This window comes from Corynebacterium guaraldiae (assembly GCF_053480195.1).
This window is the reverse complement of record NZ_JBRBAU010000024.1, coordinates 1-16,788: the sequence shown is the minus strand read 5'-3', so window position 1 is coordinate 16,788 and position 16,788 is coordinate 1. Positions and strand designations below refer to the sequence as shown.

Below are 16,788 nucleotides of genomic sequence, written 5' to 3'. Positions count from 1 at the left end.
ACTTCCCCGGCGGTATTTCCGGCCCGAGGCTGGGGTATCCCTCCGGATAAGTGAAATCATCCTAATACCAGCACGCCAGACCAGCTAACCACCCAACCTCACCAACACATCCTGTCGTTTAGGCCACGGATTCATCCTCCGTGGCGGGATCGGGGAGCCAACGCTCGTCGACATCCCTCCACACCTTCTGAAAATCCGGATGGGACTGCGCGTGGATGGACATCAGCAGCTCAATGAGCGGATCATTCTTGCCCGTTGATTCCAACGCGGCACGGTAGCGCTGGCGCGGGCTTAATTCCTCGGCCGTCTTGCCGTTGGAAAGCTCGATAAGTTCCTCCTCCCAGCGCTCCGCGCACAACGAGTGGCAGTCAATGAGCAGCTGGTGCCGGGTGGGGAAGTGGTAGATGAGCCCAGACTTGCTCATGCCCGTGGCCGTGGCCAAGGAATCATAAGTGAGCGCGTGGACGCCTTCCTTCTCGATGATGGTGAGCGCCATGTCGAGCGCTTCGACCTTTTTACTAGTGCGAGGCATCGGCACCTCCTGACGTGGGGTTGGTGCGGAAGCACCAGCCGGTGACCGCGGCGAAGACGAGCATGACTACGCCGAGTCCTGCGGTGGTGGCCAGGTAAGCGTCGGTATAGGCGGGGCCGGCAACCTCCGCGAGCGCCGGGTTGTGGAGCGCTTCCATGCCTAGGTCTTGGACGTCCTCGGGCAGACCGCTCTTGTACACCATGGGGAGTACGGAACCGGTGATCGCAATAGAGAGCAGCGTGCCGAATTCATAGGAGACCTCCTCCACACCGGCGGCCATGCCGGAGCGCGAGGCGGGGGCGGCGCCGATGATGGCGGTGGAGGAGACTGACATGACAAGCCCCGCGCCGATACCGGTGATGAATAGGCCCGCCAGGTATGCGGGGAAGATGTCGTGCGTGCCGCCCCACACCACGCAGCCGATGCCCGCCGCCATGAAGAGGAAGCCACCGGCGATGATCGGCAAGAAACCCCAACGGTGGAGGTTGGCACCACCCAACGCGGACATTGGGAGTGCGGCCAGCGCGATGAGGGAAATGATGAGCCCGGCATGAAGCGGGGAATACAGGTCCACCAGCTGGAGCTTCTGCGTTGTGGTCATCTCTAGTCCGGCCATGCCAAACATGGCGCCCGCCGCAGCCAAGACGCCGCCGCTAAAGATGGGGGAGCGGAAAATATCGAAGGTGAGGAGTGGTTCCTCCAGCTTGTGCTGGCGGCGGGTGAAGAGGATGGCGCCGATGAGGCAGGCGGCTAGCGCGCCGCCGATGAGCATGGCGTTGAGGTGGGCGCTGGCCACCGACTTGATGACGAGTATCAGCGAGGCCAGCGTGATGAGCGCATACAGCGAGGAGAGGAAATCCCAGTGCTTCGCCGGGTTCGCCATATTCGGCGGGGCGAGGAAGGCTGTGAGGATGAGCGCGATGATGACGATGGGCACGTTGACCAAGAAGACCGAGCCCCACCAAAAATGCTCAAGCAAGAAGCCACCCACCGTGGGGCCGGCCGCCGCACCCACGACGGCGATGGAGCCCCAAATGCCGATGGCTGTATTGCGCTCAATCTCATCCTCAAAGGTCAGGCGGATCAGGGCGAGGGTCGCGGGCATCATGATGGAGGCCCCGAGGCCCAAAAAGGCGCGAGCCGCGGCTAATTCCCACGCGCCGGGCGCTAGCGCTGCGGCCAGTGATGCGATGCCGAAGATCCACAGGCCGATGACGAACATGCGGCGGTGCCCGATTTTATCGCCCAACGTGCCGGTTCCCAGCAGGAGGCCGGCCAGCATGAGCGCGTAGGCGTTGATGATCCAAAGCTGCTGCAGCGAGGTGGCGTGGAGCTGATCGGAGAGCACCGGTAGCGCGGTGTAGAGGATTGAGTTGTCTAAGCCGATCATGAGCAGGCCCAGGGAAATGACGCCAAAAAAGGTCCACCGGCGCGTAGCGGAGGCGCGGAGGGATTCGGCGGAGGCTTTCACGTGGAGGTCTGACATGGTTCGAAACTATAGCGAACGGTCGTTACAGTTTCAAAGCTGAGAGGGTAGAGTTGTTGTCGCAGTCACAAAACTTCTGGGACGTGAGAAGTCAGCTTTATGGTGGCGAAACGCGCCTTAAAGGGGGAACACTGGGGGCCGTTAACGGCAAAAGTTAGAGAGGTAAATCATGGCACGCAATTACGCCACACAATTAGTAGAAACCTTGGAAGCCCAGGGCGTGAAGCGCATCTACGGCCTCGTCGGCGATTCCCTCAACCCCATCGTGGACGCAGTGCGGAAGTCTTCCATCGAATGGGTTCACGTTCGCAACGAGGAGGCCGCAGCGTTTGCTGCGGAGGCCGATTCCCTCACCACCGGCAACCTTGCCGTGTGCGCCGCTTCCTGCGGCCCGGGAAATACGCACCTGATTCAGGGGCTTTATGACGCCCACCGCAACGGCGCCAAGGTCCTCGCCCTGGCCAGCCACATTCCTTCCCGCCAGATCGGTTCGAAGTTCTTCCAGGAGACCCACCCGGAGGCCATCTTCCAAGAGTGCTCGAGCTACTGCGAGATGGTGAACTCCGCTGACCAAGGTGCCGTGGTCTTGCACCACGCCATCCAGAGCACCATGGCGGGCAAGGGAGTGTCCGTCCTCGTTATCCCGGGCGATGTCTCCACGCAGGAGGCCGAGGATGATACCTTCACCTCCTCTGTTATTTCCGCCGGCAGCCCGGTCGTCTTCCCGGATCCTGCCGAGGCCGCCGCATTGACCCAGGCCATCAACGAGGCCAAGACCGTTGCGCTCTTCGTGGGCGCCGGCGTGAAGAATGCCCGCGAGCAGGTCCTCGCGCTCGCCGAAAAGATCAAGGCCCCCATCGGCCACGCCCTGGGTGGCAAGATGTACATCCAGTACGACAACCCCTTCGACGTCGGCATGTCCGGCCTGCTCGGCTATGGTGCAGCCCACGAGGCCACCCACGAAGCAGACCTGCTCATCCTGCTGGGCACGGACTTCCCCTACAACGACTTCCTGCCGGATGCCAACGTGGCGCAGGTTGACATCGACGGCTCCCACATCGGCCGCCGCACCCGCATCAAGTACCCGGTGACCGGTGATGTCGCCGCCACCATCGAGAACATCCTGCCGCACGTGGAGGAGAAGAAGGACCGCTCCTTCCTGGACAAGATGCTCAAGAAGCACTACGACAAGCTGAATCACGTCGTCGAGGCCTATACCTCCGGCGTGGAGAAGCACACCCCGATCCACCCGGAGTACATTGCCGATCTCATCGATCAGCAGGCCGATGAGGACGCCATCTTCACCGTCGATACCGGCATGTGCAATGTCTGGGGCGCGCGCTACATCACCCCGAATGGTAAGCGTGAGCAGATTGGTTCCTTCCGCCACGGCACCATGGCCAATGCTCTGCCGATGGCCCTCGGCGCGCAGGCGGCGAACCCGGGCCGCCAGGTCATTACGTTCTCCGGCGACGGTGGGTTGTCCATGCTCATGGGCGAGCTCCTCACGGTGAAGCTACACAACCTGCCGGTGAAGATGTTTGTGTTCAATAACTCTTCCCTCGGCATGGTCAAGCTGGAGATGCTGGTCCAGGGCCTCCCGGAGCACGAGACTGACCACGAGCACGTGAACTACGCCAAGATTGCGGAGGGCGCGGGCATCAAGCACTTCCGCATCGAGGACCCGAAGGAAGCGCCGCGCCTCATCAAGGAGGCCTTGGCCTACGACGGGCCTGCGCTTATCGACGTCGTCACCGACCCCAACGCCCTTTCCCTGCCACCCACACTGACCTTTGAGCAGCTGCTCGGCTTCTCCAAGGCGGCAACCCGCACCGTCTTCGGCGGCGGCGTGGGCCAGATGCTCACCATGGCGAAGTCCAACCTGCGCAACATCCCGCGCCCGCAGGACTTTTAATGTGCCGGCGTTAAGCGCCACACATTAAAAGGGGGCTACGTCGAAGGAGCTCACACCTTGGCGGGGTCTTTGACCGGGATGAGCACGAGGGCTCCTACGAGCAGGACCAGCCCAATGGCGAGCACGCCTCCCCGGTCGCCTTGGCCCAACAGTGAGACGAAGACACCGAACAGGAAAGGCGTCAACCACGCCACGGCCCGCCCGGTCGTGGCGTAGAGGCCGAACATCTCGCCTTCGCGCCCTGGCGGGGCAACGCGCGCCAAGAAACCGCGGGCGGAAGCCTGGGCTGGTCCCACACATAGGCACAAGATGAGTCCGCAGATCCAGAAGGCCGTCGGCCCCTGCGCCACGAACATGATGCCGGCCATGAGCGTCAAGATAGCCAGGCAGGTGAGGATGATGGCTTTGGGGCCCACGTGGTCGTCGATCAGCCCGCCCGCCACCGCGCCGAGCGCGGCCGCAACGTTGGCGGCAACGCCGAAGATGAGCACGTCACCGGGAGACAATCCATAGACGGACACCCCCAGCACCGCCCCGAAGCTGAACACGGCCGAGAGCCCATCGCGGAAAATGGCCGAAGCGAAGAGGAAAGCAAAGGCATTGCGGTCCTCCCGCCACAGCGTCACCACCGTGCGCCACAGCTCGCGGTAAGACGCCGCCACACCACCCGTCGATTCACCCGACGGCGCAATCTCCGGCACACGCAGCAACACAGGAATGGCAGACAACCCAAACCACGCTGCTGAAAGCAACGCTACGAGCCGGATATTCCAGCCGCCCTCCGTGTTTAGCCCTAGTGCGCCGCCCTCGCCGGAGACGAATCCGAAATAGCAGATGAGCAGCAGCGCGATGCCGCCGAAATAGCCCGCCGACCATCCCAAGCCGGATACCCGGCCCACCTTGTCCTCGGAGGCCACTTGATTGAGCTGGGCAAAGTAATTGACTTCGGCGAATTGGATGGTCACCGAACCTACCGCCAGGCCGATAAGCCCGAGCCAGAAATACGCGGGCGCATCATTGCGGATGAAGAATAAGCTAGCCATGACCAAGAACGTCAGCAGGGACCAGAAACCCAGCGCGCGCCGCCGCGTGCCCAGCCGGTCAGAGCGCTGGCCCATCACGGGGGTGACCGCAAAAATCACCAGCCCCGCCACCGTCATGGACCACGACAACCATTGTGCCGGTGTGAACTGCGAATCAATCTGCTGGCCCACCGAGTCGGTGAGGTAGACCGAGAAAATAAACGTCACGAGAACCGCGTTGAAAGCTGCCGAACCCCAGTCCCACAGGGCCCAAGCAGCCACGGTGAGGCGGTCAGTGCGTGTCGAGGCGTGAGTCATGCTTCATTATCGTAGGCAAAAACATGTGCTGAGTGGCAGGAGTTGCACTTAACGCGACGTCAACTTTTAGGCTCAACGGCATGCGTAACGACTACAGCATCGGCGACGTTGCCGAAATCCTCAAAGTCACCACCCGCACGTTGCGGCACTGGGATGACATTGGGCTGCTCAGCCCACAGTGGCGCACTGGGGGTGATCACCGCCTGTACACCGAAGATGACGTGCAACGCGGGATGGACATCCTGATTTATCGCAGCGTGGGAATTGAACTGAAGGACATCGCAGTGCTTCTCGATGCCCCTTCCTCCGCCACCCTGGCCCGCCTCCGTGCCCAACACGAGGCTTTGCAGAAGCGGCGAGCCGACGTCGATGCCATGTTGTACGCAGTGGAAAGACTAATTGAGGAGACTGAAATGGATAAGAACCTAAGCCCCAGCCAAAAAATGCGCAACCTGGGTGATGCATGGCCCACGTTGCAGGAAGAAGCCCACGAGAAGTGGGGAGACAGCACAGAGTGGGCGGCCAGTGCGGCCGTCTCAGAATCGATGGGGAAGAAAGACTGGGAGGAATTCTCCGTGGAGCATGAAAAATTCGCGGCCGAGCTAGAGGAGGCCGCGAAAGCGGGACTTGAGGCAGGCAGCGAGGAGGCGAAGGAGATCGTCGACAAGCACTGTGCTCTCATCGCCCAGTGGTACCCGGTGTCGAGGTCCAAGCAAGTGCTCCTGGCGCGCATGTATTGCGAGGATCCGCGCTTCGATGAGACCTACCGTGGCAACGCCGACTACCTGCGCCAGCTGATCGAGGCTCAAGCCCAGGCAGAAGGGCTGGATCTGGATAATCTCGTGTGGGACTAATGTGTTCACAGCGCACGTCCAGACTCCGCTCAGTACCCTGGGAAGGCGTAGTGCAATACTTCTCACTTTGAATGAGAAACCCCCACGCCACCTAGTCATAGGAACAGCGGAGAAAGGACCAAAGCGGGACCATGGATGATTCAAAGGACGTCAAGGTACTTGTCGTCGATGACGAGCCCAATATCGTTGAACTACTTACTGTCTCCCTGAAGTTTCAGGGCTTCGATGTACACAGCGCCAACTCCGGCAACGAGGCTCTGCGCATCGCGCGTGAGATCAATCCCGACGCCTACATTATGGACGTCATGATGCCGGGCATGGACGGTTTTGAGCTGCTGGGCAAGCTGCGCGCAGAAGGCCTCGACGGCCCCGTCCTCTACCTCACCGCCAAGGACAGTGTGGATCAGCGCATCCATGGCTTGACTATCGGTGCGGATGATTACGTCACCAAGCCCTTCAGCCTGGAGGAAGTCATCACCCGACTGCGCGTGATCCTGCGCCGCGGCAATGCGGTGGATGATCAGGATGGCAGCGCCACCATGACCTATGCCGACCTCACTCTCAACGATGACACCCATGAGGTCACCAAGGCCGGGGAGATCGTGGAGCTTTCGCCCACCGAGTTCAACCTGCTGCGCTACCTCATGCAAAACCGCGAGGTGGTGCTGTCCAAGTCCAAGATTCTGGACAACGTCTGGCACTACGATTTCGGCGGCGATGGCAACGTGGTCGAGTCCTACATCTCCTACCTGCGCCGCAAGATTGATACCGGCGATACACCGCTGATCCACACCGTCCGCGGCGTTGGTTATGTGCTGCGCACACCGCGCACGTAGGCTCATCCACTATGAGCGAATCCCCCGCGAACACTCAGGGCTCGGATTCTGGATCCTCTTCGGTGCGGAATAGCGCCCTGCGCCGGCGCATGCAACGCCCTAAAGCGCTGCCCCTGCGCACGTGGCTGCTCGTCCTCATGGTTCTGGTTTCGGGCTTGGGCCTGGCTATGTCCTCCCTGGCGGTGTCGTCGATCATGCGCAATGTGCTCTACACCCGCGTGGACACTGAGCTCAATGACGCGATTGGCTCCTGGGCCAGCAACCTCGACGCGGCCTTTTATACCCCGCAGGACGGAAGCCGCCGACCCCCGACGGACTATGTAGCACTGGCGTATTATCCCGATGGTTCCGTGGTGACCACGCGGCCGATGGCGGGGTTGCCGGATGCCCGCTCGGTGGTCGTCGGCGGCGAGCCCACGAGTGTCCGCTCGGTTCAAGGCGAAACCGAATGGCGGGCCGTGGCGAAGCTCAAATCGGATGGTTCCGTGGTCGTCGTGGCCAAAGACATGACGACGGAGAACTCCATCCTTAAAGGCCTGGCCATTGTCCAGGTCATTATCGCGGCGTTGGTCATGCTCATCATCGCGTTGGTGGGCATGTGGCTCATCCACAGAGCCTTGCGTCCACTGCGCGTGGTGGAGAAAACGGCCTCCCAGATCGCGGCGGGCAACCTGGATAAACGCGTTCCTGAGTGGCCGCTGCACACCGAGGTGGGGCAGCTCGCCGCAGCGCTCAACGTCATGTTGACGCAATTGCAAAACTCCGTGCTCCATGCGCAGGAGAAGGAGCAACAGATGCGCCGCTTCGTCGGAGATGCCTCCCACGAGCTTCGCACCCCACTGACCAGCCTGCGCGGCTACACGGAGCTGTACCGCTCGGGGGCAACCCAAGACCCGGAGTTTGTCTTCAGCAAGATCGATGCTGAGTCGAAGCGCATGTCGCTGTTGGTGGAGGATCTGCTGGCCCTGACGCGCGCAGAGGGCTCGCGCCTCGACATGCGTGAGGTGGACATGTTGGAGCTCGTGCTCTCTGTGGGTTCTTCGGCGCGCGCGGCTTTTTCTGGCCGCACCATCAACGTCAACAACGAAGCCTCCGGGATTCCAATGGTCAACGGAGACCCGGACCGCTTGCACCAGGTATTGCTTAACCTGGTGTCCAACGGCATCCGTCACGGCGGTGATGAGGCGTCGGTGACGCTGACGTTGCGGGATGACGAGGAGCACGTGCTTATCGACGTTGCCGATGACGGCAAGGGCATCTCCCCCGAAGATGCAGCCCACATCTTTGAGCGCTTTTACCGTGCTGATACCTCACGAACCCGCGATACGGGTGGCTCGGGCTTGGGCTTGGCCATCGTGAAGTCCCTCGTGGAGCAGCACGGCGGTTCCATCTCCGTGGACTCTGAGCTGGGCAGCGGATCGGTCTTTACCGTCCAACTGCCCAAGGCCTCAACGAGCGGCAGCTAGAACTTAGTTGCTGCGGCGGCCATCCTCATCTGTGCCGAGGTGCTGGCGGATGCGCGCGGCGGCCTCGTCCATGGCGGCGGGGTCGGTGGCGTCGGCAGCGAAGGCCTTGGCGAAGTCGTAGTCTTCCATTTTCTCGGTGGGGAAGAGGTGGATGTGGGTATGCGGCACGTCGAAGCCGGCGATGATGTAGCCGGTACGTGGGGTATCAAAGGCCGTCTTAATGGCGCCACCGATCTCTAGAGCGATCTCGTTGAGGTGTGCCCAGGTTTCTGAATCGAGATCAGTCCACTTATCGACCTCCTCGACTGGCACCACCAAGGTGTGGCCATAACGCAGCGGCTCGATGGACAAAAACGCCACGCATTTCTCGTCGCGGTACACAAAGCGAGCTGGCAGCTCGCCCTCGATGATCTTTGTAAATACGGAAGACATGGCCCCTAGGCTACCGCCAGTTAAGATAGACGGCATGCGCATTCTCGTTATCGGTTCGGGCGGCCGCGAACACGCCCTGCTCACTGGCTTGAAAGCTGACCCCACTGTTACCGATCTGCACATCGCACCGGGCTCCCCGGCCCATGCGAAGCAGGCCACCGTCCACCCGGAGTATTCCCAGGTGGATGATCCTGCGCGCATGGTTGAACTAGCCGTGGACATCGCCGCTGACCTCGTCGTCATCGGGCCGGAGGTGCCACTGGTAAAAGGCGTCGCGGATGCACTGCGTGAGCGTGGCATTGCGGTCTTCGGGCCGTCGGCAAGCGCGGCGCAAATCGAGGGTTCCAAGGCCTTTGCCAAGGACGTCATGGCGGCCACCGGCGTGCGCACCGCCCGCGCGGAGCAGCTCGCCCCTGGCGCAAGTGATGCGGACATCGAGGCCGCGCTCGACCGTTTCGGCCCGCACTTCGTGGTCAAGGACGATGGCCTAGCAGGCGGCAAGGGCGTGGTGGTGACCGAATCCCGCGAAGAAGCCCGCGCGCACGTCGACGCCGTCCATGCAGCCGGCAACCCGGTGCTGCTCGAGTCCTTCCTCGATGGCCCCGAGGTTTCCCTGTTCTGTCTCGTGGATGGTGAGACCGTCGTGCCGCTGCTGCCGGCGCAGGACCACAAGCGTGCCTATGACAACGATGAAGGCCCCAACACCGGCGGCATGGGTGCTTATACGCCGCTGCCGTGGCTGCCTGCCGACGGTACCCAGCGCATCGTCGACGAAGTCTGCGTCCCCGTGGCCAAGGAAATGGTCAAGCGCGGCACGCCGTACACCGGGCTGCTGTATGCGGGATTGGCCTGGGGCAAGGAAGGCCCGGCCGTCGTCGAATTCAACTGCCGCTTCGGCGACCCGGAAACGCAGGCGGTGCTCGCTCTGCTGAAGTCCCCGCTGGGAGAGGTCCTGAACGCCACTGCGACCGGGCGCCTGGCGTCACTTGCGCCGCTGGAGTGGGAGGAAGGCTACGCTGTTACCGTGGTGCTGGCCGCCGAGGGCTACCCGGCTTCCCCGCGCAAGGGTGATCCGATCACCTCGCCGGATCTTGATGATCCCACCCGCGTCCTCCACGCTGGCACCACCACGGGGGAGGGCGGATACGTATCCAACGGTGGTCGTGTTCTCAACGTCCTCGGCCGCGGTGCCACCTTGGCCGACGCCCGCGCCGCCGCCTACGAGGTACTTGACGGCATCAAGCTGGAGGGCAGCTTCTTCCGCAAGGACATTGCGTTGCCAGCGGAAAAGGGCCAGATCAGCATCTAATCCGCTGATAATGCCTCCTTTGGGGCGAGGCGTGGAATAATGAGCGACGTGGCTGAAAAGAAGAACATTTCCAACGTCCTGTCCGCTCGATACGCCTCCCCAGAGATGGCTGAAATCTGGTCCCCAGAACACAAGATTATTGTGGAGCGCCAGCTGTGGATCGCGGTGATGAAGGCGCAGAAGGATCTCGGCGTCGATATTCCCGCCCAGGCCATCGCCGCCTATGAGGCGCAGGTAGAGAACGTGGACCTTGCCTCGATTGCCCAACGTGAGCGCGTCACGCGTCACGACGTCAAGGCACGCATCGAGGAATTCAACGCCCTGGCCGGCTGCGAGCACATTCACAAGGGAATGACCTCGCGCGACCTGACGGAAAACGTCGAGCAGCTGCAGATTCTGCGTTCCTTGGAGCTGGTGCGCAATAAGGCCATCGCTGTGGTCTCGCGCATTGGTGAGCACGCCGCGCAGTACCAGACGCTGGTGATGGCAGGCCGTTCCCACAACGTCGCTGCCCAGGCGACGACCTTGGGCAAGCGCTTCGCCTCGGCTGCCGACGAGCTCCTGCTCGGCATCGAGCGCGTGGAATCCCTGTTGAGCCGCTACCCGCTGCGCGGCATCAAGGGCCCGATGGGCACCTCGCAGGACATGCTTGACCTCATGGGAGGCTCCGAGGACAAGCTCGCCGCGCTGGAGACGCGCATTGCGGATCACCTGGGCTTCTCCCGCGTATTCAACTCGGTGGGCCAGGTTTACCCGCGCTCCCTCGACTTCGATGCTGTGTCTGCGCTCGTTGAGCTGGGTGCTGCGCCCTCCTCGCTGGCCACAACCATCCGCCTGATGGCCGGCAACGAGACCGTGACTGAAGGTTTCAAGGAAGGCCAGGTTGGATCCTCCGCGATGCCGCACAAGATGAATGCCCGCTCCTGCGAGCGCGTGTGCGGTTTCCAGGTAATCCTGCGCGGCTACCTCACCATGGTGGCGGATCTGTCCGGCCAGCAGTGGAACGAGGGCGACGTGTTCTGCTCGGTGGTCCGCCGCGTGGCACTGCCGGATGCCTTCTTCGCCATTGACGGCATGTTTGAAACCTTCCTCACCGTGCTCGCGGAATTCGGTGCCTTCCCGGCGATGATCGACCGCGAACTGGAGCGCTACCTGCCCTTCCTCGCCACCACCCGCATCCTCATGGCGGCGGTGCGCGCGGGCGTGGGCCGCGAGACCGCGCACGAGGTCATCAAGGAAAACGCCGTCGCCGTGGCACTCAACATGCGTGAGAATGGTGGGGAGCAGGATCTGATCGAGCGCCTAGCTGCCGACGAGCGCCTGCCGCTCGATGCCGCCGCCCTCGAGGCCGCGCTGTCGGACAAGCACGCTTTCATCGGCGCTGCCGAATCGCAGGTGAGCCAGATTCTGGGCCGCATCAAGGCGATTGCTGATCAGCACCCGCAGGCCGCCGCCTACACCCCGGGCGAAATCCTTTAGTTTCACCCCTTGGCGGTACGTTTCGATCAATTAAGGTTGCCAGCTCTTCAATTTTCTAGCCCCTATTTGATCGAAACGACCTCCCATCGGCGGCCGGACAACCCGGCACTAGCTCTTAGGCCATTCCAGGGATGCGCAGCACCGGCAGCTCGAAGCCGCCGAGGGATTTTCCGTTGGTAGCAAGGTAGCCGCCGATCATCAGAGCGGTGAGCACCGCCATGATGCCGAGAACCGTAGCACCCGTGGACGAGGTTTGCTGCTGCGTCGTCTTGCCCGGGATGGGTAGCTCCGGCACCGGCTGGATACCCTCCTGCGCACCGCGGCTGCGTAGCTCTTCCACGCACTCGGCAAAGGACTGCACCTGCGCTGCGTTGAAGGCATCGACGGCCTCCTTTTCCTGCGCCTGGTTTTCTGCCAGAGCGGCGCGCAGCTTGGGGCTGAAATCGCTACCCGTAGACAACAACGGCGCCGGGCCCTTCTCAGTCCGGGACTTCGCCGCATTGATCGAGTATTCGGCATCCCCCGGCAACAGCACCGATTCATCCTCCACCAGGTCCTCCGGGGCGGACGCGCCGACCATGATGATGACCATATCCGCGCCCGTGTAGCCGGCCTTGCCCAGCGCGGCCACCGTCGCCGCGTAGCCCGGAGCCTTGCTGATATCGCGCGAGGTGTACGCGGAGAAGTCCAGCTTCGGGAACTGCGCTTGAATCTTCTCCGAGGTCGCGCGGATGGTGTTGATGTAGCCCGCCCGGACGTCGCGGGCTAGTGCGCGATCCGTGGCGGACGCCGACATCGTGCACAGCCACTGTCCGTGGGCGGACTCGCGCACGGAGATGTCGGCTGCGTGCGCAGCGGGCACAGACAGGGTGGCGCCCACCAGCGCAGCGGAGGTCAAAAGGGAGGTCAGGCGAGAGTGCACGGGCTTAGCTCCTCGGGATTGGGATGTATCTTGAAGCAGTCTAGACGGGTCTAGAATGTATGTCATGCGTCCAGAACTTTCTTCCTATGCCCACATCGCCTCCGGCAAGGTGCGCGATATCTACGAAATCGATGACAGCACCCTGCTCATGGTGGTCTCCGACCGTATTTCCGCCTATGACCACGCCCTCGAGCCGGCCATCCCCGACAAGGGCCGCGTGCTCACGGCGACGTCGAAGTTCTTCTTCGACGCCATCGACTTCCCCAACCACCTGGCCGGAACGCTCGATGATGAGCGCATCCCCGAGGAAGTCCTCGGTCGCTCAATGGTCGTGCAGAAGCTCGACATGCTTCCCTTCGAATGCGTCGCCCGCGGCTACCTCACCGGCTCCGGACTCAAGGAGTACAAGGCATCCGGCAGCGTGTGCGGAGTCAAGCTGCCGGAAGGGCTGACCGAAGCTTCCCGCCTGCCCGAGCCCATCTTCACCCCAGCCACCAAGGCGGAGCAGGGCGAGCACGATGAAAACGTTTCCTTCGACGTCGTCGTGGACAAGCTCGGCCGCGAACGCGCCGAGGAGCTGCGCGATGCCACCCTGCGCATCTACGCCACGGCCGCCGCGTTGGCGGAGGAGAAGGGCATTATTTTGGCGGATACGAAGTTTGAGTTTGGCGTCGATAAGCACGGCACCCTGGTGCTGGCCGATGAAGTCCTCACCCCGGACTCCTCGCGCTACTGGCCGGCCGACACCTATGAGGAAGGCAAGGTCCAGCCTTCCTTCGATAAGCAGTACGTGCGCGATTGGCTCACTAATTCCGGCTGGGACAAGGAGTCCACGCCGCCGCGCTTGCCGGACGACGTTGTCCAGGCCACCCGCGCGCGCTATGTTGAGGCCTTTGAGCGCCTGTCCGGAACCACCTTTTAAGGAGGCTGAATGAACGCACCGATTGCTGCCAAGCGCCCCATCACGCGAGAGTTCCACGGCCGCAGCTTCGTCGATGACTACGAGTGGCTGCGTGAGAAAGACGCCCCGGAGACCCGCGAATACCTCGAGGCCGAAAACACCTACACTCAAGAGCGCACTGCGCACCTGGAGACCTTGACGGAGAACATCTTCACCGAGGTCAAGTCCCGCATCAAGCAGACGGACATGTCCGTGCCCCAGCGTCGCGGCAAGTACTGGTACTACGGCCGCACCGAGGAGGGCAAGGAGTACGGCTATAGCTGCCGCATCCCGGTGCCGGAAGGCTCCGATCCGTGGACCCCGCCGACCATCCCGGAGACGGGGGCGCCGGAAGGGGAGCAGGTGCTTCTCGACGTCAACGCGCTCGCCGAAGGCCACGACTTCTTCGCTCTGGGTGCGTCCACGGTGAGCGATTCCGGTGACCTGCTGGCCTATTCGGTCGACGTGGCCGGCGATGAGCGCTTTGAGCTCTTCATCAAGGACCTGCGCACGGGCGAGCTGTTGGAGGACCGCCTGGAAGGTATCTTCTACGGTGCGACGTGGGTGGGGGAGGAGTTCATCTTTTACACCACCGTGGATGATGCATGGCGCCCGGATACGGTGTGGCGCCACCGCGTGGGTACCCCGCAGTCGGAGGATGTCGTGGTCATGCGCGAGGAGGATTCGCGTTTCGGCATCGGCGTGGGCACGACCCGCAGCGAGAAGTACATCATGATCGTGTCGAGCTCGAAGATGACGAGTGAGGCATGGGTACTCGAGCAGGACAACCCGGAGGGTGAGTTCCGCTGTTTGTGGGCGCGCGAGTCCGGAGTGGACTACGACGTCGACCACGCGGTCGTGGACGGTACCGACTATTGGGTGGTCACGCACAACGTGACCGGCCCGAACTTTGAGTTGGGCTATTGCCCGGTCAGTGAGGAACTTCCCTCCTTGCGTGAGCTCACCGTGCTCATGCCGCACGATGATGAGGTTCGCTTGCAGGGCGTTGATTGCTACCGCGACCACATCGTCGTGGCCTACCGTCGGGGCGGCATCGGCCGGGCGGCGATTATGGACGTGCGGGAGGGCTGGGCGCGCCTCAGCGAGCTCAACTTCAACGAAGAGCTCTATACCGTTGGCGTGGCCGGCAACCCGGAGTGGGATGCGCCGGTGCTGCGCGTGAGCTATACCTCCTTCATTCAGCCCGCACAGCTCTTTGACTACCGCGTGGACACGGGCGAGTACACGCTGCTCAAGGAACAGGAAGTCCCAGGCGGCTATGACAAAGACGAATACGTGGCCTACCGCGTTTGGTCTGAAGCACCCGATGGGACGAAGGTGCCGGTGTCCATCGTGCACCGTGCGGACCTGGACCGCACGCAGCCGAACCCGACGTTGCTTTATGGCTACGGGTCTTATGAGGCGAATATGGACCCGTACTTCTCGGTCTTCCGTTTGTCTCTCATGGACCGCGGCATGATCTTCGCCATGGCGCACGTTCGCGGTGGCGGCGAGATGGGCCGCAACTGGTACGACGACGGCAAGATGCTGGCCAAGAAAAACACGTTTACGGACTTCATCGCGGTGGCGGATGACCTCATCGCGCGCCGAGTGACCACGCCTTCACAACTTGTTGCTGAAGGTGGCTCGGCCGGTGGCCTGCTCATGGGCGCAGTGGCAAACATGGCGCCGGATAGGTTTAAGGCCATCGAGGCGAACGTGCCCTTCGTCGACCCGCTGACGTCCATTCTCATGCCGGAGCTACCACTCACGGTGGTGGAGTGGGAGGAATGGGGCGACCCGTACCACGATCCGGAGGTCTACGACTACATGGCCTCCTATGCGCCATACGAAAACATCGCTCCGCAGAAATACCCGAATATTCTGGCGTTGACCTCGCTCAATGACACCCGCGTGCTGTATGTTGAGCCGGCGAAGTGGGTGGCCAAGCTGCGTGACGTTGCCACCGGCGGTGAGTTCCTCCTCAAGACGGAGATGGCCGCCGGCCACGGTGGTGTGTCCGGACGCTATGCCCAGTGGCGGCAGGCGGCTTTCGAGTACGCGTGGTTGATCAACCAGGCCGCGGGTGTCGAGGCCTAGGGACCACTTACGGCGTGTGGCTCATTAGGCACCCAGCGGCCTAGGCCGCCCATGTGGGGGAGCTCCGAATCTCTCTCAGCGCGCGCCGGGGCGGTGGCTGTGCGATAATTTTCCTTATGCATGGCCACCTTCTGGTTTCGATTTCCAGTATTTTTAATGACACCCGAAGCCAAGCCTCCGATCTGCTCAAGCAGTTCGATAAAGCTGACGTTCCTGTCTCTTTGCTGGTGGCGCCGCACATCGACGGCAATTGGCACCTAGCTAAAGACGCGGCGACGCAATCCTGGCTTCGCGAGCAGGCCGAATCGGGCCGCGTGCTTATTCTCAATGGCTTTGACCAAGCGGTCCAGGGCCGCCGTGCGGAGTTCGCCAACCTGGATGCGCACGAGGCACGTTTGCGCCTCAAGGGCGCGACGCGACAGATGGCCAAGATCGGCTTTGAGCCGACCATCTTTGCACCGCCGCGCTGGCGAATGTCGGAGGGAACACTAGAAGTCCTTCCCGAGTTTGATTTCGACTTTGCCGCCTCCACCCGTGGCATCCACGACCTTCGCACAGGCGAGCTCCACCAAGCCCGCAATCTGTCCTTTGGTGAGGGCTTCGGTTCGGCAAAGTGGTGGCGCCGCAACATCATCCGCGCTGCCGAGCGCTCCGCCCAGCGCGGAAACACCGTGCGCCTATCGATTTCCGGCCGCAACCTCGATGACCGTAAGGTAGTTGCTGATTTCCTTAAGGCCGCCGAGCGCGCCATGGCAGCAGGTGCCCGCCCCGCTGACTATTCCGTTTTCACGCACGCCGAATAGCCCACCAACCTCTTTTTCTTTGGGGTGTGGCCGAATTAGACGCGGTGTAGGTTTGTGAACCCGTCGGGTGTGCTGGCTGCGTGTTTCACGAGCGCAATCCCCGAATTGCGGTAGCGGACGTAGGTTTCAATTGCCCCACCCGCAATCGGAGCGAGAAAAGCCTCTCTTATGAGGGGCTTGACCTGGCTGAGCAGAGACGAACTTAGCGAGTATTCCGGCGTCGCGGGTCAGTGAGTAAGTGGCAGGATGTTCAGAAGACTGAAATGGTAGCGGTGTGGTGAGTATCTGGTAGCGCCTGAGTGAGTATCCGGTAGCGGTGTCTTACTCAGGCGTTGTTGGTGGTTATGTGTTGGTGGTGAGGCGCATGTTTGGTC

At 62.2% G+C, this 16,788-nt stretch carries 14 protein-coding genes; 9 read left to right on the top strand and 5 right to left on the bottom strand.

The genetic code is table 11. The features are described from left to right. Positions 1-118 precede the first annotated feature (118 nt). The gene (locus tag ACUY3D_RS12535; protein ID WP_448241208.1) at positions 119-532 is read right to left on the bottom strand and encodes a TetR/AcrR family transcriptional regulator; all 414 of its coding nucleotides are present in this window, start codon (positions 530-532) and stop codon (positions 119-121) included. Then, positions 519-2,018, bottom strand: coding sequence for an MFS transporter (locus ACUY3D_RS12530; protein WP_448241207.1), 1,500 nt, complete (start codon positions 2,016-2,018; stop codon positions 519-521). Before ACUY3D_RS12530 ends, ACUY3D_RS12535 begins: the two co-directional genes overlap by 14 nt. 169 nt (positions 2,019-2,187) lie before the next feature. Here ACUY3D_RS12530 and ACUY3D_RS12525 point away from each other — a divergent pair, with 169 nt between their 5' ends. Beyond that, positions 2,188-3,933, top strand: coding sequence for a pyruvate dehydrogenase (locus ACUY3D_RS12525; protein ID WP_070532332.1), 1,746 nt, complete (start codon positions 2,188-2,190; stop codon positions 3,931-3,933). Positions 3,934-3,983: 50 nt separating this feature from the next. Here the strand turns inward: ACUY3D_RS12525 and ACUY3D_RS12520 are convergent, their stop codons facing one another. After that, positions 3,984-5,273: an MFS transporter gene (locus ACUY3D_RS12520; protein ID WP_070532335.1), complete on the bottom strand. Its 1,290-nt coding sequence runs from the start codon at positions 5,271-5,273 to the stop codon at positions 3,984-3,986. An 80-nt stretch (positions 5,274-5,353) separates the two neighbouring features. Between ACUY3D_RS12520 and ACUY3D_RS12515 the strand changes: the two genes are divergently transcribed. The 3 genes from ACUY3D_RS12515 (at position 5,354) to ACUY3D_RS12505 (ending at position 8,429) form a co-directional block, all read left to right on the top strand. Further along, positions 5,354-6,127 carry a MerR family transcriptional regulator gene (locus tag ACUY3D_RS12515; RefSeq protein WP_448241206.1) on the top strand — a complete coding sequence of 258 codons (774 nt, stop codon included), beginning with the start codon at positions 5,354-5,356 and terminating at the stop codon, positions 6,125-6,127. A 131-nt stretch (positions 6,128-6,258) separates the two neighbouring features. Beyond that, positions 6,259-6,963 (top strand): response regulator transcription factor, encoded by a 705-nt coding sequence (locus ACUY3D_RS12510; protein WP_070522860.1) that lies wholly within the window; start codon positions 6,259-6,261, stop codon positions 6,961-6,963. A gap of 11 nt (positions 6,964-6,974) precedes the next feature. Further along, complete coding sequence (locus ACUY3D_RS12505; RefSeq protein ID WP_448241205.1) at positions 6,975-8,429, top strand: sensor histidine kinase; 1,455 nt, start codon at positions 6,975-6,977, stop codon at positions 8,427-8,429. 3 nt (positions 8,430-8,432) lie between these two features. Here ACUY3D_RS12505 and ACUY3D_RS12500 read toward each other — a convergent pair whose 3' ends face one another. Beyond that, positions 8,433-8,861, bottom strand: a complete 429-nt coding sequence (locus ACUY3D_RS12500) for an HIT family protein (RefSeq protein ID WP_101736032.1) — start codon at positions 8,859-8,861, stop codon at positions 8,433-8,435. 34 nt (positions 8,862-8,895) lie between these two features. Between ACUY3D_RS12500 and purD the strand changes: the two genes are divergently transcribed. Both purD and purB read left to right on the top strand, forming a co-directional pair. Further along, the gene (gene purD / locus ACUY3D_RS12495) at positions 8,896-10,170 is read left to right on the top strand and encodes a phosphoribosylamine--glycine ligase (protein ID WP_448241204.1); all 1,275 of its coding nucleotides are present in this window, start codon (positions 8,896-8,898) and stop codon (positions 10,168-10,170) included. A gap of 39 nt (positions 10,171-10,209) precedes the next feature. Beyond that, positions 10,210-11,649, top strand: a complete 1,440-nt coding sequence (purB, locus tag ACUY3D_RS12490; RefSeq protein ID WP_448241203.1) for an adenylosuccinate lyase — start codon at positions 10,210-10,212, stop codon at positions 11,647-11,649. 115 nt (positions 11,650-11,764) lie between these two features. On the opposite strand, the gene ACUY3D_RS12485 is transcribed toward purB, so the two are convergent. After that, the gene (locus tag ACUY3D_RS12485; protein ID WP_448241202.1) at positions 11,765-12,571 is read right to left on the bottom strand and encodes a serine/threonine protein kinase; all 807 of its coding nucleotides are present in this window, start codon (positions 12,569-12,571) and stop codon (positions 11,765-11,767) included. Between the two features lie 64 nt (positions 12,572-12,635). On the opposite strand from ACUY3D_RS12485, the gene ACUY3D_RS12480 reads away from it, so the two are divergent. The 3 genes from ACUY3D_RS12480 (at position 12,636) to ACUY3D_RS12470 (ending at position 16,414) form a co-directional block, all read left to right on the top strand. Further along, positions 12,636-13,493, top strand: coding sequence for a phosphoribosylaminoimidazolesuccinocarboxamide synthase (locus ACUY3D_RS12480; protein WP_070532429.1), 858 nt, complete (start codon positions 12,636-12,638; stop codon positions 13,491-13,493). A 9-nt stretch (positions 13,494-13,502) separates the two neighbouring features. After that, on the top strand, positions 13,503-15,611 hold the full coding sequence (locus ACUY3D_RS12475) for a S9 family peptidase (protein WP_239248963.1): 2,109 nt from the start codon (positions 13,503-13,505) through the stop codon (positions 15,609-15,611). A gap of 116 nt (positions 15,612-15,727) precedes the next feature. Further along, positions 15,728-16,414, top strand: a complete 687-nt coding sequence (locus tag ACUY3D_RS12470) for a DUF2334 domain-containing protein (protein WP_070623075.1) — start codon at positions 15,728-15,730, stop codon at positions 16,412-16,414. Positions 16,415-16,788 lie beyond the last annotated feature (374 nt).